Origin of the sequence: Kitasatospora sp. NPDC059088, from assembly GCF_042738155.1 — a bacterium.
Classification (GTDB): domain Bacteria; phylum Actinomycetota; class Actinomycetes; order Streptomycetales; family Streptomycetaceae; genus Kitasatospora.
In genome coordinates, this window is the sequence record NZ_JBHYGR010000116.1 from 1 (window position 1) to 20,254 (window position 20,254).

Sequence of the window (20,254 nt, forward strand, 5' to 3'; positions counted from 1 at the left end):
ACGCACGCCCGAATCGCCCAAGTACATCCAGTACGAGGCCGACTCGGGCGCACGCCCAGCCGGGCGCCCAACGCCGCGCGCTGATCTGCCAAGATCCGCCGGACAGGCCCTAGCCGCCGCCCTGCCTGGGCCCCGGGGTCAGATCCGGACGATCATCTTGCCGGTGTTGGCGCCGCGCAGCACGCCCAGGAAGGCGTCCACCACGTGGTCGAAGCCGTCCACGACGGTCTCGTCCGGGACGAGGGCGCCGGAGCGCAGGTGCGGGACGGCGAAGTCGTACAGCTCGGGGCGGGCGTCCAGGTGGTCGCGGACCAGGAAGCCCTCCAGGCGCAGGCTCCTGCCGACCACGTCGTAGAGGTTGCGCGGCGCGGGCGGCGGGTCCAGCGGGTTGTTGTACTGGGCGACGGCGCCGCACCAGGCGATCCGGCCGTGGTCGCGCATCGCGCTGATCGCGCCCTCCAGGTGCGTGCCGCCGACGTTGTCCAGGTAGACGTGCAGTCCGTCCGGGGCGGCCTCGCGCAGCCGGTCGGCGATCGGGCCGTCGTGGTGGTCGAAGGCGGCGTCGAAGCCGAGGTGCTCGGTGAGGTGGGCGACCTTGGCGGCCGAACCGGCGCTGCCGATGATCCGGCCGGCGCCGAGCAGTCGGGCGATCCGGCCGGCGGCGGTGCCGACGCCGCCGGCCGCGGCCGAGACGAACAGGGTCTCGCCGGGCTGGAGCCGGGCGATCCTGGTCAGGCCGACCCAGGCGGACAGCCCGGTGCCGCCGAGGATCGAGAGGTGGGCAGTGAGCGGGACACCCGCGAAGTGGGGCAGCAGGCCGGCCCGGTCGCCGGTCACCACCGAGTGGGTGCGCCAGGCCTGCCGGTGGGAGACCAGGGCGCCGACCGGCAGCGCGTCGGCCCGGGACTCCACCACCCGGCCGAGGGTGCGGCCCTCCAGCGGGGCGTGCAGCTGCCAGCCGCCCTCGTCCATCTCCTCGCGCATGTACGGGTCGACGGACTGGTAGAGGTTCTCGACCAGGGCCTCGCCGGCGGCGAGCGCCGGGACGGTCACCTCGACGAAGGCGAAGTTCTCGGCGCTCGGCGCGCCCGAGGGGCGGGAGACCAGGTGGACGGCGCGGGCGGTGGGACGGGACATCGGCGGTGCTCCGTACGGGGGAGGTCGGCGGGGACGTTGACCACCGTAGGAAGCGGGGGCGCGGCCGGGCAGGGGCCGGCGGCGATGGACCGGCGCCTTCCATGAGCGGATTCGATGGGAGGTAGGTTCGCCGCATGACCGAACTCGCCCCGCACGAGCTGCGCGTCCTGGTCGCCGTCGACGAGGAGCGGAGCTTCACGGCGGCCGCCGCGCGCCTGGAGACCACCCAGTCCGCCGTCTCGCACGCCGTGCGCGCCTGCGAGCGGAAGCTCGGCGCGGTGCTCTTCGACCGCGGGCGCCACGGCGCGCGCCCCACCGAGGCCGGCGCGCGGGCGGTCGGCTACGCCCGCCGGATCCTGCGGCTGCTGGCGGTGATGGGCCCCGAGGTGCGGGGCGCGGGTGCCGGCCCGGCGGGGCCGCTGACCGGCACGCTGCGGATCGCGGCCTTCCGCAGTGCCGCCGCCAACCTGCTGCCGCCCGTCCTGGCCCGGCTCGCCGCCGAGCACCCGGGGCTCACCCCGCGGGTGCGGATCGTCCGGGAGCTCGGCCGGGGCACCGCCGGGGAGGTCGCGGACGGGCGCGCCGACCTCGGGCTGGCCACCCTGGACGCGGGTGGTCCGCCGTCCGTGCCCGGGCTGGTCGCGGTGCGGCTGTACCGGGAGTCGTACGCCCTCGCCCACCCGCAGGGCCACCCGGAGCCCCGCCGGCTGCCGCTGGTGGACTGGGCGGAGAACTGCGGCTCGTACACCAGGGACTGGTGGCGGCGGCAGGACTGGCTGCCGCCCGCGACCGTCGACGCGGAGGACGACACGGTGGCGCTCTCGCTGGTCGCCCAGGGCCTCGGCATGGCGGTGATGCCCCGGACGGCCCTGCTCGGCGCGCCGCCCGGGCTGGCCGTGACCGACCTCGGCCCGCGGCCGCCCAGCCGCTTCGTCGGGTACGTCACCACCCCCGAGCTGGCCGGGACGGCGGCCGTCCGGGCGCTGATCCGCGAACTGCGCGAGCTGCCGCTGCCCGCCGGGCTGACGGCGGCCTGACCGGTCGCCCCGGCCGGTCGGCCCAGGCGGCTCGGGCGGTCGGCCCGGTCGGCCCGGTCGGCCCGATCAGTCGTCGAGGCTCTCCCGGAGGGCGCGGAACTCGGCCGCCAGCGCGTCCAGGGTGTAGTGGGCGTTGAGGCCGCTGGGGTTGGGCAGCACCCACACCTCGGTGTCGCCGATGCCCTCCGGCTGGCGCCCGATCGCGGCCCGGCGCTGCCCGAAGGCCGTCCGGTAGGCGCCGATGCCGAGCACCGCGAGGACGCGCGGCCGCAGCCGCAGCACCCGCTCGCGCAGCGCCGCGCCGCCCGCGCGCAGTTCCTCGGCGGTGAGCTCGTCCGCCTTGGCGGTGGTGCGCGGGGCGACGTTGGTGATGCCGAGGCCGAGGGCGGGCAGTTCGTCCTGCTCGTCCGGGCGGTACTGGCGCCCGGTGAAGCCGGAGCGGTGCAGGGCGGGCCAGAAGCGGTTGCCCGGCCGGGCGAAGTGGTGCCCGGTGGCCCCGGACCACAGGCCAGGGTTGATGCCGCAGAACAGCACCCGCAGCCCGGGCCCGGTGACGTCCGGGATGGTGGTGTCCTGGGCGGCCCGCAGCTGCTCGGGGGTCGGCTTCATCGGTGTCGGGGTTCCCCTCACGGATTGGGAGTGCACCCGGCCGATTCTGCCCTGGCCGCCGTCCGCGCGGTGCGGCGGTCGCGCAGCCACCGCAGGCCGAACACCACCACGGCGGCGTACGTCCAGCCGGCCAGGATGTCGATGATGAAGTGCTCGGCGCCGTAGACCAGGGTGAACGCCATGGCGAGCGGATAGGCGACCAGCAGGGCGCGCAGCCAGGGCCGGGCGGTGGGCCAGAACAGGAACAGCAGCATCGCCGGGTAGGCGGAGTGCAGCGAGGGCATCGCGGCGACGTCGTTGGCGAACTGGCTGCCGTTCTCCAGCAGCGAGTCGGCCTGCGGCAGGCCCGTGTTCGAGATGGTCTCCCAGACCACCCGGTGCAGTTCGGGCATGTTGCCCTGCTGGCCGACCAGCCACGGCGGGTCGGCGGGGTAGAGCAGGTACGTCGCGAAGCCGGCGAAGGTCAGCGTGAAGTAGCAGGCGAGGAGCTGACGGAAGCGCTGGTGGGAGCGCCGCCACAGGACGGCGAGCAGGACGAACACGACGAGGAAGTGCGAGAGGTAGACGGTCGTCGCCGCGTAGTCGTACCAGTGCGGCGAGCCGGGGGTGTAGAGCGCGTGCTGGAGCCGTACGGTCCAGGTCTCCCCGAAGCCGAGCACCTCGTCGAAGCGCAGCTGGGGCAGCCAGTGCGGGGCCCAGGGGGTGTGGGCGCCGTAGCCGCGCAGCAGCGAGTAGGCCCAGACCACGGCCATCACCGGGACCCAGTCGCGCAGCACCAGCAGGAAGCCGCGGGGGCCGTGTCCGCTGTGGACGGCGGCGGTGAGCAGGGCGCCGATCAGCCAGAGGAAGACCACGTCGTTGGCGAAGGCCATGCCCTGGGTGGCCAGGAACCAGACGAAGGCGGTGAGGTAGGCCGGCCAGGCCAGCAGTCGCAGTCTGGCCAGGCCTCCCCGGCGGTTGCGTTCGGTCACGGGACGCAGACGTCCGGCCCGCACCGGGGTCGGCGGGGCCGGGCTCAGCAGCTTCGTCATGTTCAGCGAAACTAGCAACGCAAGCTTGGAGGACTCTGGGCGAACGATGACCGGCTCGTAAGAAAATCGCACGGTTGGGTCAAATCTTGGCGGACGAAGGTCCCGTGACGGGGACGAACGGTCCGGCGGAGCGGCCTCGCCGCCCCGGTCAGGCGACGGCACCGAGCTCATGCGGGGTGTTGTTGAAGCGTCGTCCGCCGTTGGCCGTCACCGTGACGATGTCCTCGATCCGCACCCCGAACCGGCCGGGCAGGTAGACGCCGGGCTCGATCGAGAAGCACATGCCGGGCACCAGCGGCCGCTCCTCGCCCTCGACCAGGTACGGCGGTTCGTGGGTGGTGATCCCGATGCCGTGGCCGGTGCGGTGGATGAAGTGCTCGCCGTACCCGCCGTCGGTGATCACCCGTCGGGCGATCCGGTCGATCTCCTGGCAGCTCACTCCGGGCCGGACCGCCTCGAAGGCGGTCTGCTGGGCGAGCCGGACCAGGTCGTGCACCTGCCGCACCTCGTCCGGGACGTCCGGGCCGACGTGCACGGTGCGGGTGGTGTCGGAGCCGTAGCCGTCCTTGAGGCCGCCGAAGTCCAGCACCACGGTGTCCCCGGTGCGGATGATCCGGTCCCCGGCCTCGTGGTGCGGGTTGGCGCCGTTGGGGCCGGAGCCGACCACCGTGAAGTCGACCTGGCTGTGGCCGTACTGGATCAGCAGCGCGCCGAGGTCGGCGGCGACGTCGGTCTCCCGGCGGCCGGCGAAGCCGACCTCCAGGATGCCCCGGTAGGCGGCGTCCGCCGCGCCGCCGGCCGCGGCCAGGCGCTCCAGCTCCTCGGTGTCCTTGACCGCGCGCAGCATCGGCAGCGCCTCGGTGAGCGAGGTGAAACCGCTGCCGGGCAGGGCGGACTGGAGGCCGAGCAGGTGCATCGCCCAGGCGTTGTCGGAGATCCCGTAGCGCCCGGCCGGTTCGAACAGCGGGCGGGCGGTGGCGTACGGGTCCTCGCCGTCGGACCAGTCGAGCAGCTCGACGGCCGGGGCGCCGAGCGCCTTCTCGGCGTCCGGGCGCTCCAGCCTGGGGACGATCAGCGCGGGGCGGCGGCCGGGGGCGAGGACGAGGGCGGTGAGCCGCTCCGTGACGGCGGTGGGCCGGTAGCCGCACAGGTAGCTCAGGTCGGGGCCGGGGGCGACCACCAGGCCGGCCAGCCCGGCGGCCGTCGCCTCGGCGGTGGCCCGGGCCATCCGGGCGGCGTGGTCCTCGGTGGTGAACGGACGGGGCACGGTTGCTCCTCCTCGGGGTCCTTCGGCGTCGGGTCGTCCGTTGGCGGGTCGTTCGACGTCGGCTCCTTCGATGGTGGCCGACTTCCCGCAACTGCGCCATGGTCAGCGGCTGTTGGCGAAGTGCCGGAGGAACAGCGCCTCGACGTGGGCCATCCGCCGGATCTCCTCCGGGTCGACGCTCTCGTTCGGCGCGTGGATCAGGCAGCGCGGCTCCTCGACGCCCATCAGTACGAGCTCCGCCGCCGGGAAGGTGGTGGCCAGGACGTTGCAGAGCGGGATCGAGCCGCCCTGGCCGAGGAAGGACAGCGGCTTGCCGTAGACCTCCTGCGCGGCCTTGTCGAGCGCGGCGTACGCGGGCCCGCCGGTGTCGGCCCGGAACGGCGCGCCGGCGCTCTCCCGTTCCGCCGTGACCCGGACGCCCCAGGGTGCGGCCGCCTCCAGGTGGGCGACCAGCGCGTCCTGGGCGGCGCGGGCGTCGGTGCCGGGCGGCACCCGCAGGCTCACCCGGGCCCGGGCGGTGGCCGGGACGGCGGCCGCGGAGCCGACCACGGGCGGGCAGTCGATGCCGAGGACGGTGACGGCGGGGCGGGCCCAGAGCCGGTCGGCGACGGTGCCGGAGCCGGTCAGCCGGACGCCGTCCAGCACCCCGGCGTCGGTCCGGAAGGCGCCCTCGTCGTAGCCGACGCCGCTCCAGCTGCCGGTGCAGTCCAGGCCCTCGATCCGGGTGCCGCCGTCGGCGTCGCGCAGCGAGTCCAGCATCCGGACCAGCGCGGCCAGGGCGTCAGGGGCGGGGCCGCCGAACATGCCGGAGTGGACGTCGCCGGTGAGCGCCTCGACGCCGACCACCACGGTGACCACCCCGCGCAGCGAGGTGGTGGCGGTGGGCACGCCGACGGCGGCGTTGCCGGTGTCGCAGATCAGCAGGGCGTCCGCGTGCAACTCCCCGGCGTGCGGGGGCACGTACTGCTCCAGGCCGCCGGTGCCCTGCTCCTCGGAGCCCTCGACCACCAGCTTGAGGCCGACCGGGACGTCCTCGCCGAGCGCCCGCAGCGCGGTGAGGTGCATGACGATGTTGCCCTTGCAGTCGGCGGCGCCGCGCCCGTACCAGCGGCCGTCGCGCTCGGTGAGCCGGAACGGCGGGGAGGTCCAGGCGGCTTCGTCCAGCGGGGGCTGGACGTCGTAGTGGCTGTACAGCAGCACGGTCGGGGCGCCGGGCGGGGGCGGGCGGTGGCCGACCACGGCGTGGCTGCCGTCCGGGGTCTCCTCCAGGTGGACGTCGCGCAGGCCGGCCCCGGTGAAGGCGTCGGCGACCCACTCGGCGGCCTCCCGGCACTTCTCCGGCGGGTACTGCCGGGGGTCGGCGACGGACGGGATGGCCACCAGCTCGGCCAGGTCGGCCCACGCGCGGGGCATCAACCCGTCGATCCGCCGGGCGAGTTCGTCGGTCATCTGGGGCTCCTACTTGCGCACGGTGTCGCGCAGGTCGAGGTCGTCGATCTTGTCCTGGATGGCGGCGAGCCGGTCCGGGCAGTAGACCGAGAGCACGATCGCCTCGGCCTTGACCACCTCGCGGTCGGAGAGCACCGGGCGCTGGCCCGGCCCGCCCGCGCCGTTGGACATCCCGTACGTCCACTGCGCCTGGTTGAGCGCGTTCGCCGGGTCGGCGCAGACCGCGCCGCCGTCCTCGCCGAGGGTGTGGGTGATCTGGTCCCGGGTGGGCACCGGGTAGCCGGCCGAACCCAGCCGCGTGGCGAGCTCCCCGGCCTTCTCGTTCGCCAGGTTCGTGGCGTGCAGCTGGGTGAACGACAGCAGGCCGGTGACCAGCATCGCGACCAGCAGCACGATCGAGCCGAGGTAGATCCAGCGGTGGCGGGAGGCCATCAGGCCGGTGGTCATGACGTCGTACCCCCTTCGGTCCGGCGCAGCTCCTGCGCCTCCTGGGCGGCCAGCTCGGCCGCCGCCTCGGGCGAGCGCCAACTCGGCCTGCGCAGCCGCAGGAAGAGGAGGGGGATGACCAGCCCGAGGAGCAGCAGGCCGCCGCCGACGATCCCGATGTACGACCAGACGCTGCCGCTGCCGAACTGCGAGGACGGCACGAAGCCGATGCCCATCGCGGCGGCCGACGCGAGCAGGCCGATCACGCAGATCGGCACCAGGGCCGGGGCCCGGTAGCCGCGCGGGTGGTCCGGCTGGGTGCGGCGCAGCCGGATCGCGGCGCTGAACATCAGCAGGTAGACGATCAGGTACACCTGGGTGGTGATCACCGAGAAGATCCAGTAGGCGCTGGAGACGTTCGGGATCAGTGCGTAGAGCAGGGCGATGGCGGTGGTGACCACGCCCTGGGAGACCAGCAGGTTCTGCTGGACGCCCTCGCGGTTGAGCTTCTGCAGGAACGGTGGCAGGTAGCCCTCCTGACGGGAGATCAGCAGCAGGCCCTTGGAGGGCCCGGCCAGCCAGGTCAGCATGCCGCCGAGCGAGGCGGCGATCAGGGCCACCGCGATGACCGGGGTGAGCCAGCCGATGTCGAAGTACTGGAAGAAGGCGTCGAAGGCCTGCATCACCCCGGCGGTGAGGCTCAGTTCGCTGGACGGCACCACCCAGCTGATCGCCAGCGCCGGCAGGATGAAGATCGCCAGCACCATCGCGGAGGCGGTGAACATCGACCGCGGGAACTCCCTGGCCGGGTCGCGCAGCGAGGAGACGTGCACCGCGTTCATCTCCATGCCGGAGTAGCTGAGGAAGTTGTTGACGATCAGCACCAGGCTGGCCAGCCCGGTCCACTGCGGGAACAGGTGCGAGGTGTCCATCGGGGCGGCGGAGGAGTTGCCCTCGCCGAGGAAGACGAAGCCGAGCACCACCAGCAGGGTGCCGGGGATCAGGGTGCCGATCACCAGGCCCATCGAGGAGAGTCCGGCGACCGCCTTCGTCCCGCGCGAGGAGACCCAGACGCCGGTCCAGTACAGCACCATGATCACGACCGCGGTGTACGGGCCGTTGCTGGCCAGCCGGGGGTTCACCACGTAGGCGATGGTCGAGGCCACGTAGGCCAGCAGCGACGGGTAGTAGAAGATCGTCATCGCGAACTGGCACCAGACGGCCAGGAAGCCCAGCGGCTTCGACAGGCCCTCCGAGACCCAGCGGTAGACGCCGCCCTCCCAGCCGGAGGCCAGCTCGGCGGAGACCAGCGCGGTCGGCAGCAGGAACACCACCGCGGGGACGAGGTAGAGGAAGACGCAGGCCAGCCCGTACACCGCCATGGTCGGGGCGGAGCGCAGGCTGGCGACCGAGCTGGTGGTCATCAGGGCGAGGGTGATCCAGGACATCCGCGGCGCGGCGGCCAGTCGGCCGGCCACCGAGCCGCCGCGCTCCCGGGTGGCGGGGCCGGCCTCACCCCCGGGGCCGGTCGTACCCCCGGGGCCGGCCTCGCCGCCGGGGCCGGGCGGGGGCGCGTCCGTGGCACTCATCGGTCCTCCTCCGGTACGGCCCCGGTCGGCTGCGCGGGGGAGCGGGGCGCCGGGGAGGGAGCCCCGGCGGCGGGCCGTACCCGGCCAGTTCACCCGGATGCCGCGCCCGCCGCATGCGGCGGGCGGCCGTGCGGGTGACCGGCGTTCAGCCCTGGGCTCACACCGGCGCGGCGGCGGGCCAGGTGGCGCGGCGCAGGGTGCGGCTCGCGGTGGCGGGCAGCAGGGCGGCGGCGAGCAGGGCGGCGATCGCGGCGAGCGTGACGGCGGGGGAGAAGCGGTCCAGCAGCAGGCCGGCGGCGAAGGAGCCGGCCGGCATCCCGGCGGTGAGCAGGGTCATGGTCGCGGCGATCACCCGGCCGCGGAGCCGGTCCGGCACCTGACGGAAGACCAGCAGGTCGAGCATCACCCGCAGGGCCGGGACGCCCGCGCCGACCAGGAACAGCGCGGCGAACACGGTGACCGCCCCGCCGGGCAGCAGCGGTGCCAGCGGGACGGGCACGGCGGTCCAGGCCACCACGAGCAGCAGCACCCCGGGGCCGGCCAGCCGGTGCAGCCGGGAGACCAGGGTCGCCCCGGCCAGCGCGCCGACCGCCTCGCCGGCCAGCGCCAGGCCGATCCCGCCGCTGCTGGTGCCGTGTTCGCGCAGCAGCACCATGACGGGCAGCAGCAGGGCCGCCCCGGTCAGGTTGATCACCAGCAGGACGGCCAGTGCGGGGCGCAGCAGCGGGGAGGCGGCGAGGAGGCGGAAGCCGGCCAGCGCGCCGCCCTCGTCCTCCTGCTCCTCCTGCGCGTCCTGCTCGTCCTGCGCGTCCTGGCCCGCGCGGCCCGGCTGCCCGGCCGCGGCCGCCGGTCCGGCCGGGAAGCGCACCAGCAGTGCGGTGATCAGCGCGACCAGCGAGGCGAACGCGGCGCCGAGGAAGGGCACCGAGCGGCCGAGTCCGAACAGGAACCCGGCCAGCGGCGGGCCGGCCAGCGCGGCGCCGCTCATCCGGGCCTCGTCCTGGGCGAGCGCCTGCGACAGCTGCTCCGGCGCGACCACCGAGCGCAGGGCCAGCAGCCGGACCGGGCCGCTGTAGGCGATGGTCGCGCCCACCAGTGCGGCGACCACCAGCAGGTGGGCCAGGGCCAGCCGGTCGAGTGCCAGGGCCACCGGGACGCTGGCCAGGGCCAGCAGCCGGACGGCGTCGGAGGCGACCAGGACCCGGCGGCGGTCCCACCGGTCGGCGACCGAGCCGCCGTGCACGCCGAGCAGCAGGGTGGCGGTCATCTGGACGGCGCCGAAGGCTCCGGCGGCGGTGGACGAGCCGGTGAGGGCGAGCACCAGCAGGGGGAAGGCGGTCTCGCCGATCATCAGGCCGAGGGTCGCGCAGGAGGTGCCGGCCCACAGGGCCTGGAACCGCAGGTTGCGCCGCAGCGGGACGGGCGGCGGCGGGTCCGCCGGTCCGGGTGCCGCTGCCTGCTCGGCCGTCCCCAGCCCGACCGCCGTCCGCTCGGCCGTCGCCGTGGTGTGCTCCGTCATGGACCGACCCCCATCGTTCGCGTTCTCCGACACCGTTCACGCTCACGTGAATGATGGCGTGAGCGTGAGTGATTGCGCAAGGGTGAGCGCTCACCGAGCGGTGATTGCGGGCGGAGCGGCCGATCTGCGAGGGTGGGCCCGTGGCCGAGCACGAACAGGAACCCGCCGACGGGGACGAGCAGCAGCAGCCCACCGCCTGGGTCAAGGAGCGCCAGGTGGGCGACGTCGCGGTGCTCAAGGCACTGGCCGACCCGCTGCGCCTCGCCATCCTCGGCGCGTTGAAGACCGCCGAGGACCGTCCGCTGACCGCCAAGGAGCTCGCCGCCGAGCTCGGCGAGCCGCAGACCAAGCTCTACCGGCACATCAAGCAGTTGGAGAAGGCCGGGCTGGTCCTGGTGGCGGGCACCCGGCTGGTCTCCGGCATCGTGGAGAGCCGCTACCGGGTCGCCCAGGACTCCATCCGGCTCGCCCCGGAGATGTTCACCGCCGACTCCCCGGCCCGCTCCGAGGCGTACGACGCCATGCTGGCCGCGATCGACCGGGTCCGCGGCGAGTTCCGCGCCCATGTGGCCGACGGGCGGCTGGATTTCAGCCGCCCGCAGGACGGTTCGGGCCCGTCGGCCGGACTGTTCGCGCACTTCACCCTCCGGCTCGACCCGGACCGGCTGGCCCGGCTCCGCGCCCAACTGGCCGACATCTTCGACGGCTTGTCCGAAGAAGGTCCGAGTACGGCCGACGACGCCGTGGACGTGACCCTCTTCACCCTGCTCTACGGTCTCCGCGCGGGCACGGAACGATAAATTCCGGGCCGACTGTCGGTGCGGTGGGACAGCATGTCGGGCATGTCGTATGAACTCCAAGCGCTGATCGGCATGTTGGAGCTGCTGACGGTGGCGGCGGCGGAGGTGCCGGCGGCCCGGGTGGTGCCGCTGGCCCAGGGGCTGGCGCTCATCCCGGTCACCCCCGCCGTGCTGTCCGCGCTCCAGGGCGACACCGCGGTGTCCAGGTCCGTCGGCGGGGCGGGATCCGGTGGGGCGGGATTCGGCGGGTACTCCGACGGGTTCGAACTCCGGCTCGCCGCCTGGTCCAAGGCCGGTCCGATCGTCCGCGTCGAGGCCGAGTACTTCGGTGGCGGCGGGACCCAGCGCGCCGTCGGCTGGTTCGACGGCCGGGTCGTCCTGGGCCCGCTCGCCAGTGGCGAGTTCGAGTCCGCGCCGGCCGAGGGCACCCCGATCTCGCGCGCCCTGCGGTGGCTCGGCGGGTCCGTCGAACCGGGGCGGGCGGACGAGTTCGACTCGGTCGGGCTGGGGGCGCACCGCAGCACCACGGAATGGGCGCAGGGCTGAGCCGTCGTCCGGCGCGCCGCCGTTCGGCGTACCTGCGGTGGCCGGGCCCGGGCGGCGACCGCACGGTGTGAGTCAGGCGATCTCGCCTGACTCGCACTGAGAGGAAGCAGTACCCATGCGTTCCACCCGGATGGCCGCCACCCTGACCGCAGCCCTCGCGCTGACCATGGTCGCCACGGCGTCCGCCACCGCCGCCGGCCAGGCAGCCTCGGCCCCCCGCACCACCGTTTCCGCCCCCGTCGTCCCGACGGCCCCGACCGCGCCGGACGCCCCCACCGCGCCGGACACTCCCACGGTGCCGACGGCGCCCACCGCGCCGGACGCCCCCACCGCGCCGACGGCGCCCACCGCACCGGACACCCCGACCGCACCGGACGCCCCGACCGTGCCGACGGTGCCTACCGTTCCGGACGCCCCGACCGTGCCGACGGTGCCCACCCTGCCGGACACCCCCTCCGTGCCCGGAGCCCCGGCGGTCCCGGCCCTGCCCGCCCTGCCGGCCCTGCCCGCCGTCCCGGCCGCGCCGGACCCGAGCGCGGCCCTCGGGGCGCTCGGCGACGTCGTCAAGCTGGTCACCGGCCTGCTCTCGACGGTGACCTCGGCCGTCCCCGACGTCGGAGGTGTCGTCCAGCAGCTCCTCGCCGCGTTGCAGGGCCTGCTCGGCCAACTCCCGAGCGTGCCGGCGCTGCCCACCGTCCCGGGCACCGCCGCGAGCCCGTCCCGGCAGCTCCCCGGTTCCGCACCCGCGGGCCTCCAGGAGCAGCTCGACGCGCTGCGCGCCCAGGCGCAGGCGCTGACCGCTGCCGCCCGCTCCCACCCCGCCACCGACTGACCGTCATCGGTCGGCCGTGACCGGCCGACCCCTGTCGGCCGCCGCGCGAGGCCCCGCTCCCCGGTCCGGGAGCGGGGCCTTGTCGTCGTCCCGACGTCTGCCAACAGATCTTCCTGTCGAAGCGTCAGATGAGAACAGATCTTCATGTCGACGCAGAAAATGGATCTAGCTTTTCCGTTTTCGACGGGCTACGGTCGTGCTCATGCCGGGCTTCGAACAGCCCGGCCGGGGTGGCGATTTCCGAGGTTCACGGGGGAACTTCCATGGCGTCCGGCCGTACGGTGGGTTACTTCGCGCTGCGCTCGATCGGCTGGCTGGTGGACAACCTCCTGGTCTTCGGGATCCCCCTGCTCTGCTACCGGGTGACCGGCGGGCTCACCTGGTCGGGTGTGGCCGTGGTGCTGACCTGGACGCCCCGGCTGCTCTCGCTGGCCGGTGCGGGCTACCTGGTGGACCGGTTGTCGATCCGCCAGATCTTCCTGGTCAGCGACGCGGGACGGCTCGCCCTGGCGGCCGTCTGCTGCCTGCTGATCCTGCTCCGGCCGAGCACCGCGGTGCCCGTGGTGCTGGTCTTCGGCATGCTGTCCGGCGCGTTCTTCGAGCAGACCTTCGTGGCCGGCGAGAAGGCCGGGCGGCTGCTCACCCCGCCGGAGCGGGCGGCCCGCACCCAGTCGGTGCTGACCGGCCTGGAACAGGCCGCCATCATCGCCGGGCCCGCGCTCGGCGGACTGCTGCTGCTCTTCCCGCCGGCGGTGTTCGTCGCCACCGCGGGAGCCGGCTACGCGGCCAGCCTGCTGCTCGCCCTCGCCCTGCCCGCCGGCAGGGCCGACCCGGACGCGGCGCCGTCCCCGCTGGCCGGCCTGCGCCGGACCGTACGGGATCCGGTGCTGCGCAGCGTGGTGCTGCTGACCATGGGGCTGAACTACCTGCTCAGCCTGCTGATCGGCAGTGCCCCGGCCCTGGTCGCCACCCGGTACGGCGTCTCGGAGAGCGCGCTCGGCTTCGTCTACTCGGCGGCCGGCGTCGCCTCGATCGCGGTGGTCGGCATCGCCCCCTGGCTGATCGGCCGGCTCGGACTGTGGCGCTACGGCATCGGCCTGGCCGTCGCCTCCGCGCTGGTCTGCCTGGGGCTGTCCGTGGCCCCGGACCTGGCGCTGTTCGGCGTCGCCCTCGGGGTGTTCCTGGCCCTGGACTCGCTGTTCAGCGTCTACCTGCGCACCACCAGGGCCGAGCGGGTGCCGACCGGGGAGTACGGCAGCGCGGTCGCCGCCTTCGGCCTGCTGCTGGTGGCGCCGATGCCGGTCGCCGGGGCGACCCTCGCCCTGGCCGGCTCCTCGGTCGACCCGGCCACCCTGCTGCGGGTGGCCGCGGTCGGGGCGCTGGTCCTGGCCCTCGCGCTGCTGCCCGGGCTGGCCCGGGCCGGCCGCCCGGCCCCCGCCGACCCCCACCACCCTCACGACCCCCACCCTCACGACCCCCACCCTCACGACCCCCACCACCACGACGCCGGAACGGCGACCGTGGCCCACGAACGGGAAGACATAGCACGATGACCAAGCATTCGGACCGGCGCATCCTCGTGATCGAAGCCCTCTCGGGGGGTGTGCTGCTGGTCGAGGCCGCCCTGGACCTGGGGATCGGCGTCGTGGTCGCCAGCGCGGACACCGAGGACCGGGTGATGCCCGCGCACCTGCGCGACCGCATCGACGCACTGGTGACCGTCGAGACCAACGACCTGCCCGCCCTGCTCGCCGCGGTCCGCGAACTGCACGAGCGCCTCCCGCTGTCCGCGGTCTTCCCCGGCTGCGACGTCTACGTCCCCAACGCCGCGCACCTCGCCGCCGAACTGGGCCTGACCGGCCTGGACGTGCGGACGGTGGAGCAGGTCCGGGACAAGACCCGGATGCGCGAGGCGGTCGAGGCCGCCGGGCTGCGCAGCCCGCGCTTCCTGGAGGTGAGCTCCGACCAGCACCTCGCGAAGGCCGCCGAGCTCACCGGCTTCCCCTGCGTGGTCAAGCCGGTGGACCAGTCCGGCAGCCTCCACGTGTCGGTGGTCCACGACCTGGACCAGCTGACCGACGCGTACCGCCGGCTCAGCACCGACGACTTCGTCGACCTCGGCCGCCCGATGATCGAGCGGGCCCTGGTCGAGGAGTACCTGGACGGGCCGGAGTACAGCGTCGAGGGCTACGTCCTCGACGGCACCACCACCGTCGTCGCGGTGACCGAGAAGCTCCTCGCGCCGGAGCCGTACTTCGCCGAGATCGGCCACCAGCTGCCCGCCGCCCTGTCGGCCGAGGCCTCGGCCGCGATCGAGGAGTACGTCCAGGGCGTCGTCCGGGCGGTCAACCTGAGCGTCGGGCCGTTCCACTGCGAACTGCGGCTCACCGCCCAGGGCCCGGCCCTGGTCGAGATCGGCGCCCGGATGGGCGGCGACCGGATCGCCGAACTGGCCCAGCTCGCCACCGGCGTCAGCCTGCCCAGGGTCTGGCTGGCCGGGCTGCTCGGCCTCGACCCGCAGGAGACCGGCGCCTTCGGCGAGCCGGTCGCGGCGGTCGCCGGCATCCACTTCTTCACCGCCCCCGGGGAGACCCGCTTCGACCGGGCCACCGGCCTGGACACCGCGGCCGCCCTGCCGGGCGTGCGCGAGGTCCGGCTCGACCTCGCCCCGGGCGACCCGATCCACCCGCACCTGGACGACTTCCGCTGCCGGCTCGGCCAGGCGGTCTTCACCGCCGACTCCCCGGCCGCCGCCACCGCGCTGCGCGGCGCGGTCGACACCGCCGTCCGGATCAACCCCCAAGCGGAGGACGAACGGTGAGCGAGCTCCTCGACTACCTGGCGGTCGGCGCCGGCCCGGCCAACCTCAGCCTGGCCGCCCAGGCCGAAGCCCACCCGGGCACCACCGGACTGCACCTGGACCGCCGCGAACGGCCCGCCTGGCACCCGGGGCTGCTGCTCCCCGACGCCACCCTGCAGAACTCGCCGTTCAAGGACCTGGTCACCCCGGTCGACCCGACCAGCCGGTTCTCCTTCCTGGCCTTCCTCGCCGCCAAGGGCCGGTTCTACCAGTTCCTGACCGCCCGCTTCCCGGCCGTCCACCGCGCGGAGTTCAACCAGTACCTCGGCTGGGTGGCCGACCAGCTCGGCGACACCGTCCGCTACGACCACGACGTGACGGAGGTCCGCTTCCACGGCGACCACTTCGAGACCGAGACCTCCCGGGGCACCTTCCGCTCCCGGCACCTCGTCCTCGGCGCGGGCCCGCAGCCGTACCTCCCGCCGGTGCTGGAGGGCGCCACCGGGCCGGCCGTGTTCCACTCCAGCGAGTTCGTCCAGCACGCCGAGGCACTGGCCGGCCGCCGGGTCGCCGTGGTCGGCGGCGGGCAGAGCGGCGCCGAGATCGTCCGCCACCTGCTGGTCGGCCAGGCCCGCCCGGAGCGGGTCACCTGGGTCAGCCGGCGGCCCGGCTTCCTGCCGCTGGACGAGTCGGCCTTCACCAACGACCTGTACCTGCCGGAGGCCGCCCAGGACTTCTTCGGACGGCCCAAGGAGCAGCGGGCCGCCCTGCTGGCCGAGCAGAAGTACGCCAGCGACGGCGTCAACGAGGGCCTGCTGGCCGAGCTGTACCGGATCGTCTACCTGACCAGCCACGTCGAGGGGCGCCCGGAGCTGATCCGGCTGCTGCCCGGGCACGAGGTCGCCGGGCTCGCCGAGCGGGCCGACGGGCTGCGCCTGGAGCTCAAGTCCGACGGGGCCGAGACCGCGGTGGACTGCGACGCGGTCGTGCTGGCGACCGGCTACGTCCAGCAACTGCCGCAGTGCCTGGGCGCCTTGACCGGGCGACTGCGGCTGGAAGACGGCCTCCCGGTCGTCCGGGAGGACTACTCGGTGGAGTGGGACGGGCCGGACGGCCACCGGATCTACCTGCAGAACGGCGCCCGGCACGCGTTCGGCATCACTGATCCCAACCTCGGCCTGCTCGCCTGGCGCAGCCGGGCGATCCTCGACAGCATCCGTACGAACGGGGGTTCCTGACGATGCATCAGGTGAACGAGACGGCCGGCCCGGACGCCGTGGCCGAGGGGCGGTCCGTCGAGGTCCGCTACCTCGCGCCCGACGTCGACGAGACCGGCACCTCCAGCCTGGAGGCCGACCTGGACGCGGCCGAGGTCCTCGCGGCCGTCGGCCGGCTGCCCGTCAACCTGGCGGTGTTCACCGTGCCCCCGCACTCGGCCACCATGGCCGACTGCCACGCCTCGCAGGAACTGTGGCTGGTCCAGCGCGGCCACGGGGTGATCACCTGCGGCGGCCGCGAGCACCCGGCCCGCCCGGGCGGGCTGTACGCGCTCCCGGGCGGCGAGGAGCACCGGCTGCACACCGCCGACGAGGAGATGACGGTGCTCTCGATCTGGTGGCGGGAGGCCGGCGCGTGAGCGGGCACGGGACGTACGACCTCGCGGTGATCGGCACCGGCATCGTCGGCGCCACCGCCGTCGGCCTGGCCGCGCTGCGCCATCCGGACGCCTCGGTGGTCGCGGTCTGCGCGGGCGCCGTGCACGACGGCTCGACCGTGCGCTCGCTCGCGGTGGACATCCCGGCCGGGCGGACCGGGGAGCAGCGGGCCCTGGCCCGGCGCAGCCTCGAACTCCGGGCCGAACTGGCCGCGCTCGCACCGGCGTTGAACGCCGAGGTGCGGCGCGCGTACTGGGTGGTGCCGGCCGGTGGCGCGGCCGGGGTCGACGGCCAGCTGGTCGGCGACGCGCTGGCGCCCTGCCGGTCCGAGCAGGAGGCGCAGCTGCGGGCCGTGTTCGGCGGACCGGTCGGCGGGGCGGGCACCGAGCTGCGGCGCTCCGCCGAGGCGACGTTCTCCGAACCCACCGAGGCCGTCGAGCAGTTGCTCCGGCCCCTCACCTCCGGGGGCCCCGCCGACGGATCGCCCGTCGCCGGATCCCTCACTGCCCGACCCCTCACTGCCGGATCCCTCACTGCCCGACCCCTCACTGCCGGACCCCTCACTGCCGGACCCCTCACTGCCGGATCCCGGGTCGACGGCCCGCGGCGGGACCTGGTCGAGGGCTTCGCGGTGCGCGCCGTCGAGCCCTGTGCGGACGGCTACCGGCTGATCGCCGAGGACGGCGGCGAGCTGACCGCCCGCCGGGTGCTGGCCGCCCCCGGCGCCGCCGCCCTGGCCGACCCGTTCGCCGCGACGGCGAAGCGGCTCGGCGCCCGGACCAAGAAGGTGGTCGCCTACCGGCTGCGCGGCGGAGAGCCCGGCGGGCACCGCCCGCTGCTGGTGCTGGACGAGCCGGACGCCTTCCTGCTGCCCGTCGGCGAGGGCCGGGACTGGTACTACAGCATCACCAGCACCGACTGGGACTGCCCGCCCGAGCGCACCCGGCTGGCGCCGAACCCCGCCGACCGGGCCCTGGCCGAGGCCGTCCTCGCCGAGCAACTCCCGTCCTTCCGGCCAGAGTTCATCGGCTGCCGGACCGGTGCCGACCTCTACCTCCCGGACTTCGCCCCGCTGATCACCCCGCTGGACGGCCTCGACGGCGTCGTCCTGGCGACCGGTGGCGCGGGCTCCGGCTTCCGGCTCGCCCCGGCCATGGCCGAGGGCGCACTCGCCCTGCTGGGCCTCGACTGACCTCCCGACAGCCCGTGAGGACCACGATGCGCACCAACGCCACCCCCCGCCACTACCTGCTCGTCCCCCCGGAGCCCACGCCCAACGGGCACCTGCACCTGGGCCACATCGCCGGCCCCTTCCTGCGGGTGGACGCGCTCGCCCGCTTCCTGCGGATGCGCGGCGACCGTCCGGCGATCATGACCGGCACCGACGCCTACGAGCCCTGGGTCGCCATGAAGGCCCGGGTCGACGGCGTCGACCCGGGCGAGGTCGTCGCCCACTACCACGAGGTCATGCAGGCCGACCTCGCCGCGCTGCGGATCGGCATGGACGAGTTCGTCAACCCCGCCGAGGAGCCCTGGCACGGCCTGTTCCAGCGCGAGATCGACGGGAGCGTCGCCCGGCTGGACGCCCGCGGCGCGGTGAGCACGCTGATCGAGAAGGTCCCGTACGAGCCGACCGCCGGCCGCTTCGTGGTCGGCCCGCTGCTGCTCGGCCGCTGCCCGGACTGCGGCACCGAGGTGGCCAGCTACTTCTGCGAGGGCTGCGGCGCGCACTTCCGTCCGGAGGAGGTGGTCGAGCCGCGCCCGCGGCTGGCCACGGACGCCGACTGGCAGTGGCGGCAGATCGCCACCCGCTTCCTGCGCACCGCCGGACTGGCCGAACTGGAGCCCGAGTTCGACCGCCTGGACCTCGCCGAGCGGTACCGCTCGACCGTCCGGGCGCTGCTCGGCCGGGGCGGCGCCACCATCCGGCTGAGCGTCCCCGAGACCTGGGGGATGACGCTGGCCGGCGGCGAGGACGGCGTCCCGTCCAGCCTGTTCTCGTACACCGGCGGCTTCATGTTCGCCCGGCTGCTCGGCGAGATCCACCGGCAGCGGATCGGCGCCGAGGTCAACTCCTTCTCGCCCGACTCCGACGTGGTCACCGTGACCAGCCTCGGCTGCGACAACGTGGTGTCCGCGCTGGTCTGCATCAACGCCGTCGCCCTGGTGCACGGGGACACCCGGCCGTACGACCGGGTGCTGATCAACGAGTTCTACCAGCTGGCCGGGGAGAAGTTCTCCACCAGCCGCCGGCACGCGATCACCGCCTCGGGCGTCGCGAAGGTCCGCGGGCTGACCCCGGACGCCGTCCGCTACCACCTCGCCCTGGTCAACCCGGAGACCTCGCAGACCAGCTTCGAGCCCAAGGAGTTCCTGGACGCCGTCAACCACCGGCTGGCCGGCGTCCTGGAGGACCGGATCGCCGCCGCCTGGGAGCGGCTGCCGGCCGAGCCGGCGGCGCTCCCCGCGCCGGTGCTGGCCGCGCTCGACGCGCACCTGGACCGGCTGGAGCGGGCCCTGGACGGCCCGACCGTGCGGATGGCCGAGGCCGGCGCGGTGCTGGACTCCTGGATCGACCGGATCGACGCCCTCCCCGACGCCGACCGCACCCCCGACCAGGGCTACTGGTGGCTCAAGGGGCTGGCCCTGCTGGGCTTCCCGATCATGCCGGACTTCGCCGCCGACCTCTGGCGGCGGCTCGGCGGCACCGGCGACCCGGGCTTCGCCGCCTTCCCGGAGCGCCCGGCCCCGGTCACCGCCGCGCACCGGCGGTGGTTCACCCCGGTCACCGCGGCCGACTTCGCCGCCTGCCTGCCGGAAACCCTGAGCTGATCCCCACCACCCCTTCGGAGCCCCCGCGTGCCTGAACACCCGCACTACCTGGTCGTCAACCGCTACGACGACGAGGACGCCGAGTACCGGCGGTACTGCGCCGGCCACCCCTGCGACCTCTCGGTCGTCACCACGCCCGACGGCGTGGCCGCGCTCGGCCCGATCGAGCCCGGGCGCGTGGTCACCGTGCCCGACCTGGAGTTCGCCACCGTCCTGGCGGCCGCACGGGAACTGCGGGAGCGGCACGGCGCCTTCGACGGCGTGGTCGGCCTGTCGGAGTACGACGTGCTGACGGCCGCCCGGGTGCGCGAGGCGGTCGGCGCCCCCGGCCCCTCGGCCGACCTGGTGCGGGCGTTCAAGGACAAGGTGGTGATGAAGGAGCGGGTGGCCGCGGCCGGACTGGCGGTGCCGCGGTTCGCCGCGCTGGCGGGCGGCGCGTCCGCCGCCGAGCTGGAGCGCGCGGTCGGCTTCCCGATGGTCCTCAAGCCGCGGGCCCGGGCCGGTTCGGCCGGCGTCCGGATCGTCCACGACGCCGCCGCCCTGACGGCGGCGCTCGCGGAGACCGACGCCGAGGAGTACGAGTGCGAGGAGTACGTCTCCTCGGAGATCTACCACGTCGACGGGGTGGGGGGGGGGGGGCGGGGGCGCGGGGGCGGGGGCGGCCCGGGCGTCCTAAACCCCCCCCCGCTGTCCCAGCGCGCGCCCCCCCGCGCGGGGGTGCGCGG

General features: G+C 74.7%; 19 protein-coding genes. 11 read left to right on the plus strand and 8 right to left on the minus strand.

Annotated features, from left to right (window positions below; all coding sequences use genetic code 11):
* Window positions 1–138: 138 nt before the first annotated feature.
* A complete protein-coding gene (locus ACFWXO_RS35275) occupies window positions 139–1,137 on the minus strand; it encodes an NADP-dependent oxidoreductase (protein WP_380529197.1) in 999 nt (332 codons plus the stop codon).
* A 134-nt stretch (window positions 1,138–1,271) separates the two neighbouring features.
* On the opposite strand from ACFWXO_RS35275, the gene ACFWXO_RS35280 reads away from it, so the two are divergent.
* Window positions 1,272–2,174, plus strand: coding sequence for a LysR family transcriptional regulator (locus ACFWXO_RS35280; RefSeq protein WP_375881912.1), 903 nt, complete (start codon window positions 1,272–1,274; stop codon window positions 2,172–2,174).
* A gap of 66 nt (window positions 2,175–2,240) precedes the next feature.
* On the opposite strand, the gene mug is transcribed toward ACFWXO_RS35280, so the two are convergent.
* The 7 genes from mug to ACFWXO_RS35315 all read right to left on the minus strand — a co-directional run bounded on the left by mug (window position 2,241) and on the right by ACFWXO_RS35315 (window position 10,064).
* On the minus strand, window positions 2,241–2,783 hold the full coding sequence (gene mug, locus ACFWXO_RS35285; protein WP_375881914.1) for a G/U mismatch-specific DNA glycosylase: 543 nt from the start codon (window positions 2,781–2,783) through the stop codon (window positions 2,241–2,243).
* A 17-nt stretch (window positions 2,784–2,800) separates the two neighbouring features.
* On the minus strand, window positions 2,801–3,814 hold the full coding sequence (locus ACFWXO_RS35290; protein ID WP_375881916.1) for a phosphatase PAP2 family protein: 1,014 nt from the start codon (window positions 3,812–3,814) through the stop codon (window positions 2,801–2,803).
* A gap of 148 nt (window positions 3,815–3,962) precedes the next feature.
* Complete coding sequence (locus ACFWXO_RS35295) at window positions 3,963–5,042, minus strand: aminopeptidase P family protein (RefSeq protein WP_375882347.1); 1,080 nt, start codon at window positions 5,040–5,042, stop codon at window positions 3,963–3,965.
* Window positions 5,043–5,183: 141 nt separating this feature from the next.
* Window positions 5,184–6,530: a dipeptidase gene (locus tag ACFWXO_RS35300; RefSeq protein WP_380529200.1), complete on the minus strand. Its 1,347-nt coding sequence runs from the start codon at window positions 6,528–6,530 to the stop codon at window positions 5,184–5,186.
* A gap of 9 nt (window positions 6,531–6,539) precedes the next feature.
* Complete coding sequence (locus ACFWXO_RS35305) at window positions 6,540–6,977, minus strand: hypothetical protein (RefSeq protein WP_375881922.1); 438 nt, start codon at window positions 6,975–6,977, stop codon at window positions 6,540–6,542.
* Window positions 6,974–8,545, minus strand: coding sequence for an APC family permease (locus tag ACFWXO_RS35310; RefSeq protein ID WP_375881925.1), 1,572 nt, complete (start codon window positions 8,543–8,545; stop codon window positions 6,974–6,976). Before ACFWXO_RS35310 ends, ACFWXO_RS35305 begins: the two co-directional genes overlap by 4 nt.
* A 157-nt stretch (window positions 8,546–8,702) precedes the next feature.
* Window positions 8,703–10,064 carry an MFS transporter gene (locus tag ACFWXO_RS35315; RefSeq protein ID WP_380529203.1) on the minus strand — a complete coding sequence of 454 codons (1,362 nt, stop codon included), beginning with the start codon at window positions 10,062–10,064 and terminating at the stop codon, window positions 8,703–8,705.
* Window positions 10,065–10,204: 140 nt separating this feature from the next.
* Between ACFWXO_RS35315 and ACFWXO_RS35320 the strand changes: the two genes are divergently transcribed.
* The 10 genes from ACFWXO_RS35320 to ACFWXO_RS35365 all read left to right on the plus strand — a co-directional run.
* A complete protein-coding gene (locus tag ACFWXO_RS35320) occupies window positions 10,205–10,864 on the plus strand; it encodes an ArsR/SmtB family transcription factor (protein ID WP_380529205.1) in 660 nt (219 codons plus the stop codon).
* Between the two features lie 42 nt (window positions 10,865–10,906).
* The gene (locus tag ACFWXO_RS35325; RefSeq protein WP_380529207.1) at window positions 10,907–11,410 is read left to right on the plus strand and encodes a hypothetical protein; all 504 of its coding nucleotides are present in this window, start codon (window positions 10,907–10,909) and stop codon (window positions 11,408–11,410) included.
* Window positions 11,411–11,525: 115 nt separating this feature from the next.
* Window positions 11,526–12,242 carry a hypothetical protein gene (locus ACFWXO_RS35330; protein WP_380529209.1) on the plus strand — a complete coding sequence of 239 codons (717 nt, stop codon included), beginning with the start codon at window positions 11,526–11,528 and terminating at the stop codon, window positions 12,240–12,242.
* 263 nt (window positions 12,243–12,505) lie between these two features.
* On the plus strand, window positions 12,506–13,795 hold the full coding sequence (locus ACFWXO_RS35335; protein WP_380529211.1) for an MFS transporter: 1,290 nt from the start codon (window positions 12,506–12,508) through the stop codon (window positions 13,793–13,795).
* Entirely contained in the window at window positions 13,792–15,063 is a 1,272-nt protein-coding gene (locus ACFWXO_RS35340) for an ATP-grasp domain-containing protein (protein ID WP_380529213.1), read from the plus strand. The genes ACFWXO_RS35335 and ACFWXO_RS35340 overlap by 4 nt, the downstream gene beginning before the upstream one ends.
* Complete coding sequence (locus tag ACFWXO_RS35345; protein ID WP_375881942.1) at window positions 15,060–16,280, plus strand: lysine N(6)-hydroxylase/L-ornithine N(5)-oxygenase family protein; 1,221 nt, start codon at window positions 15,060–15,062, stop codon at window positions 16,278–16,280. Before ACFWXO_RS35340 ends, ACFWXO_RS35345 begins: the two co-directional genes overlap by 4 nt.
* Before the next feature lie 11 nt (window positions 16,281–16,291).
* A complete protein-coding gene (locus ACFWXO_RS35350; protein ID WP_380529216.1) occupies window positions 16,292–16,678 on the plus strand; it encodes a cupin domain-containing protein in 387 nt (128 codons plus the stop codon).
* Entirely contained in the window at window positions 16,675–17,889 is a 1,215-nt protein-coding gene (locus ACFWXO_RS35355) for an FAD-dependent oxidoreductase (protein WP_380529218.1), read from the plus strand. Before ACFWXO_RS35350 ends, ACFWXO_RS35355 begins: the two co-directional genes overlap by 4 nt.
* Window positions 17,890–17,915: 26 nt before the next feature.
* Window positions 17,916–19,529, plus strand: a complete 1,614-nt coding sequence (locus ACFWXO_RS35360) for a class I tRNA ligase family protein (RefSeq protein WP_380529220.1) — start codon at window positions 17,916–17,918, stop codon at window positions 19,527–19,529.
* Window positions 19,530–19,556: 27 nt separating this feature from the next.
* Window positions 19,557–20,254: acetyl-CoA carboxylase biotin carboxylase subunit family protein (locus ACFWXO_RS35365; protein WP_380529222.1), on the plus strand; the 698-nt coding region annotated here is incomplete at its 3' end.